Genomic DNA, 4,171 nt, shown 5'->3' with positions numbered 1-4,171 from the left:
GCCCCGCCCCCCGCCGCCCCCGCCCGCCGCGCGCCGGGCGCGGGGGCCGGCCGGGCCCGCGGTCGCCGGAGGGCCGTCCGTCCTAGCGGGACGGGGATGGTGCCCGCGACCGCGATGACTTAGGTTCATCGCCATGCTTCGAAAGATCGCGGTCGTGCTCGCCGTCGTGGCCGCCACCGCGCTGGTGCCCTCCCCCGCGCAGGCGCACGGCCAGCTTGCCTTCTCCGACCCCAAGGACCAGAGCACGGTGACCGAGCCGCGCGAGAGCGTGCGGCTCTACTTCACCGAGCGGCCCGCCTCCAACGCGTTCTTCAGCGTCACCGCGCCCGACGGCACCCGCGTGGACCACGGCTGGTCCGGCGGCGAGCCCAAGCCGCTGGACCCGCCGGTGCGCGAGCTGAACCTGGTCAACGGCAACTGGGAGCCGCAGCTCTACAGCACCGGCTTCCCCGCCGTGATCCCGGTGGCGTACTGGCCGCAGACCGGCGTCTACACCATCACCTTCAAGTCCGTCGCCTCCGACGGCGACCGGGTGTCCGGCCAGGTCCGCTTCGACTACCAGGGGAAGCTGACGCAGGCCCCGGCGGGCTGGCAGCCGCCGACCAACCAGCCCGACCCGGCGCTGCTGGAGCACGGCGCGGCGGCGCCCACGGTCGCCGTCGCCACCGCGTCCTCCCCCGAGCCCACCCCGCCGCCCACCTCGACGGCCTGGCCGTACTGGGTGCTCGGCGGCCTGATCGTCGTGCTCGCCGGGGGCGGGGTGCTGCTGCACCGGCGGCGTACCGCGCGCTGACGGGGGCCATGTCGCACCTGATGTGCGACGTGGGTGCCCACCCATCCGCGAACCTCGATCACGTGCGCCGGCACGCGCCGGGGGCGGAGGGAGGCGGCATGACCAGCATCGCCGTGGTCCACGGGTCGACCGGGGAGCGGCGCCTGCAGGCCGAGCACGGCACGGCCGAACGGGCGCAGCGCTTCTACGACCAGCAGGTGCTCGACCAGCTCAACGACCGCATGGTCGCCTTCGTCCGGGCGCAGGAGATGGTCTTCGTGGCCACCTCCGACGCCGGCGGGGAGTGCGACGCGACGTTCCGGGCCGGCCCGGCCGGGTTCGTGCACGTGGCGGACCCGGGCCGGCTGATGTGGCCGGAGTACCGCGGCAACGGCGTCATGGCGAGCCTGGGCAACATCAGCGAGAACGCGCACGTCGGCCTGCTGTTCATGGACTTCGTGCGGGACGTCATCGGGCTGCACGTCAACGGCCGCGCCACGATCATGGACGACGCGCAGGCCCGTGCCGAGTGCCCGGAGCTGCCGGTCGACCCGGTGCCGGGCCGGCGGGCCGAGCGCTGGGTGGTGGTGGAGGTCGAGGAGGCGTACATCCACTGCGCCAAGCACATCCCGCGGATGGTCAAGGCGCCCCGCGACCGGGCCTGGGGCACCGACGACGTACGCCGCAAGGGCGGCGACTTCTTCGGCGCGGCGTCAGCAGCGGGGCCGGCACTCCCGGGCGTGGTACACGGCGGCGCCGGCGACGGTGAGAAACAGCACGGCGAACAGCCGGAAGTCGCGTTCCCGACCGAGCAGCCGGTGGTTGCCGAGCAGGTCGCGCAGCACCCGGATCCGGAACGCGAGCAAGGACGCGACCAGCAGCAGGGGGGCGGCAACGGCCATCGCTGGGTTCACCTGGTCCATCGCATGCTCCGCCTGCCGTGGCGGGCTGCCGCGCCCCTCGACCACACGCCGGACCCGTCCGGACCCGTCCGGGGTCGGCGGGGCGGGTGAACAGCCTTCCCCCGAAACGGCTGGTTGGCTACGATTCTCGCTGCCCTCGACGGTGGCGTTTCGCGTCCGGGGGACGTGCCCGGCCGGCGGAGGTCGCGGCGTCCGAACGCTACGGTGAGGAGAACGTCCGATGACCGACAACCGGTTGAAGGGCCGTGTCAAGGGCCTGTTCGGCGGCGCGTCCGAGAACAGCGAGGTGCTGGAGCACGTGGACCCGGTGCTGGCCGACCCCGAGGCCGAGCGGCAGGCGCTGCAGGTGCTGGTGCTGGCCCGGCGCACGGCCGACGAGCACATCGCGACCGCGCAGCAGGAGTCGGGCCGGATCCGGGCCGAGGCGCGCGCGAAGTCGGAGGAGATCGCCCGCGAGGCGCGCGCGATGGTCGAGGCCGCCCGCGAGGAGGCCGCCCGGATCCAGGCCGCCGCGCAGGCCAAGGCGGTGGAGATCTCCCGCGAGGCGCAGGCGCACGCGGAGACCACGCGGCGCGACAGCGAGAAGGTGATGACCGACGCGCGCGCCCGTGCCGAGAAGATCGTGGACGACGCGCAGGCGAAGGCCGACCGGCTGGAGGGCGACGCCCTGCAGCAGTACGAGGACGTGGTGGGCAGCCTGGAGGGCAAGCGGGCCGCCTTGCAGCAGCGCATCGAGGGTCTGCAGCAGTTCGACCGGGAGTACCGGGCCCGGCTGCGCAACTTCATGAGCGGCCAGCTGGAGGCGCTCGACGCCGACGAGCCGTCGCTGTCCGAGGTCGAGCAGCACATGGTGGCGGACGTGCCGCCCCAGGCGTCGCGCAACGGCATGCGCGCCCCCGACCGGGCGCGCCGCTAGGGCTCCGTCGACGGCTCGCCCGCGCCGGGCGAGCCGTCGATCATTAAACGCTGCTTAAACTCCACATTGGCATCCGTCCACCCATGGACATTGACAGTAAGCTTTCCTAATAATGGCGGCATGCCGAACACTCCCACCCGCTCGATCCGCCGCTCGGCGCGCTGGGCGATAGCCGTCGCCGCCAGCGTGACGGCCACCCTGGCCGTGGCGATGGTCTCCGCGCCCAACGGCCAGGCCGCGCCCACCCCGGTGAGCGCCCTCGTCGCGTGCACCGCCCCGGCCTGGGCCGAGGGCAACACCTACTCCGCCGGCACCCAGGTCAGCTACAACGGCCGCCTCTACCAGGCGCTGGTCACCCACACCGCGCACGTCGGCGCCGGCTGGAACCCGGCCGCCACCCCGTCGCTGTGGCGCGACCTCGGCGCCTGCGACGGCACCCCGCCGTCGCCGTCGGCCTCGCCGTCGCGCCCGCCGTCGCCGTCCGCGTCGCCCTCGCGGCCGCCGTCGCCCTCGGCCTCGCCGTCGCCGTCGGTGTCGCCCCCGCCCTCGCCGTCCACCTCGCCCGGCGGCACCACCTGCCCGGTCAAGTCCCGGCCCAGCGGCAAGGTGCTGCACGGCTACTGGGAGAACTGGGACGGCTCGTCCAACGGCGTGCACCCGCCGTTCGGCTGGACCCCGATCACCGACGCCCGCATCCGCCAGCACGGCTACAACGTCATCAACGCCGCCTTCCCGGTGATCCGCTCCGACGGCACCGTGCTGTGGGAGGACGGCATGGACGCGGGCGTCAAGGTCGCCACCCCGGCCGAGATGTGCCAGGCCAAGGCCGCCGGGCTGACCATCCTGCTGTCCATCGGCGGCGCCACGGCCGGCATCGACCTCAGCTCGTCCGCGGTGGCCGACCGGTTCGTCGCCACGGTCGTGCCGATCCTGAAGAAGTACAACTTCGACGGCATCGACATCGACATCGAGACCGGCCTCACCGGCAGCGGCAACATCAACACGCTGTCCACCTCGCAGGCCAACCTGATCCGCATCATCGACGGCGTGCTGGCCCAGATGCCGTCCAACTTCGGCCTGACCATGGCGCCGGAGACGGCGTACGTCACCGGCGGCAGCGTCGTCTACGGCTCGATCTGGGGCTCCTACCTGCCGATCATCAAGAAGTACGCCGACAACGGCCGCCTGTGGTGGCTGAACATGCAGTACTACAACGGCAGCATGTACGGCTGCGCCGGTGACTCGTACTCCGCGGGCACGGTGCAGGGCTTCGTCGCGCAGACCAACTGCCTCAACGCTGGCCTGGTCATCCAGGGCGTCACCATCCGGGTGCCGTTCGACAAGCAGGTCCCCGGCCTGCCCGCGCAGGTCGGCGCCGGCGGCGGCTACATGTCGCCGTCGCTGGTGTCGCAGGCGTGGAACACCTACAACGGCCAGCTCAAGGGCCTGATGACCTGGTCCATCAACTGGGACGGGTCGAAGAACTGGACCTTCGGCGACAACGTCAAGGCCCTCCAGGGCCGCTGACCGGCTCCGGCACACCAGCGGGCGGCCCGGGAC

Annotated in this window: 4 protein-coding genes; all 4 read left to right on the top strand. The window is 72.8% G+C overall.

Annotation, left to right across the window (positions count from 1 at the left end; genetic code table 11):
- The first annotated feature begins 133 nt into the window (after positions 1-133).
- The 4 genes from AB0J67_RS39620 to AB0J67_RS39605 all read left to right on the top strand — a co-directional run bounded on the left by AB0J67_RS39620 (position 134) and on the right by AB0J67_RS39605 (position 4,138).
- Positions 134-793: a copper resistance protein CopC gene (locus AB0J67_RS39620; protein ID WP_363490726.1), complete on the top strand. Its 660-nt coding sequence runs from the start codon at positions 134-136 to the stop codon at positions 791-793.
- A 98-nt stretch (positions 794-891) separates the two neighbouring features.
- Positions 892-1,785: a pyridoxamine 5'-phosphate oxidase family protein gene (locus tag AB0J67_RS39615; RefSeq protein ID WP_363490724.1), complete on the top strand. Its 894-nt coding sequence runs from the start codon at positions 892-894 to the stop codon at positions 1,783-1,785.
- Between the two features lie 130 nt (positions 1,786-1,915).
- Positions 1,916-2,611 (top strand): hypothetical protein, encoded by a 696-nt coding sequence (locus tag AB0J67_RS39610; RefSeq protein ID WP_363490722.1) that lies wholly within the window; start codon positions 1,916-1,918, stop codon positions 2,609-2,611.
- Positions 2,612-2,821: 210 nt separating this feature from the next.
- Entirely contained in the window at positions 2,822-4,138 is a 1,317-nt protein-coding gene (locus AB0J67_RS39605) for a glycosyl hydrolase family 18 protein (RefSeq protein WP_363490728.1), read from the top strand.
- Positions 4,139-4,171 lie beyond the last annotated feature (33 nt).

This window comes from Catellatospora sp. NPDC049609 (assembly GCF_040675365.1).
GTDB lineage: Bacteria > Actinomycetota > Actinomycetes > Mycobacteriales > Micromonosporaceae > Catellatospora.
The sequence above is the reverse complement of the archived record's forward strand: the minus strand, read 5'-3'. Positions and strand labels throughout refer to the sequence as shown.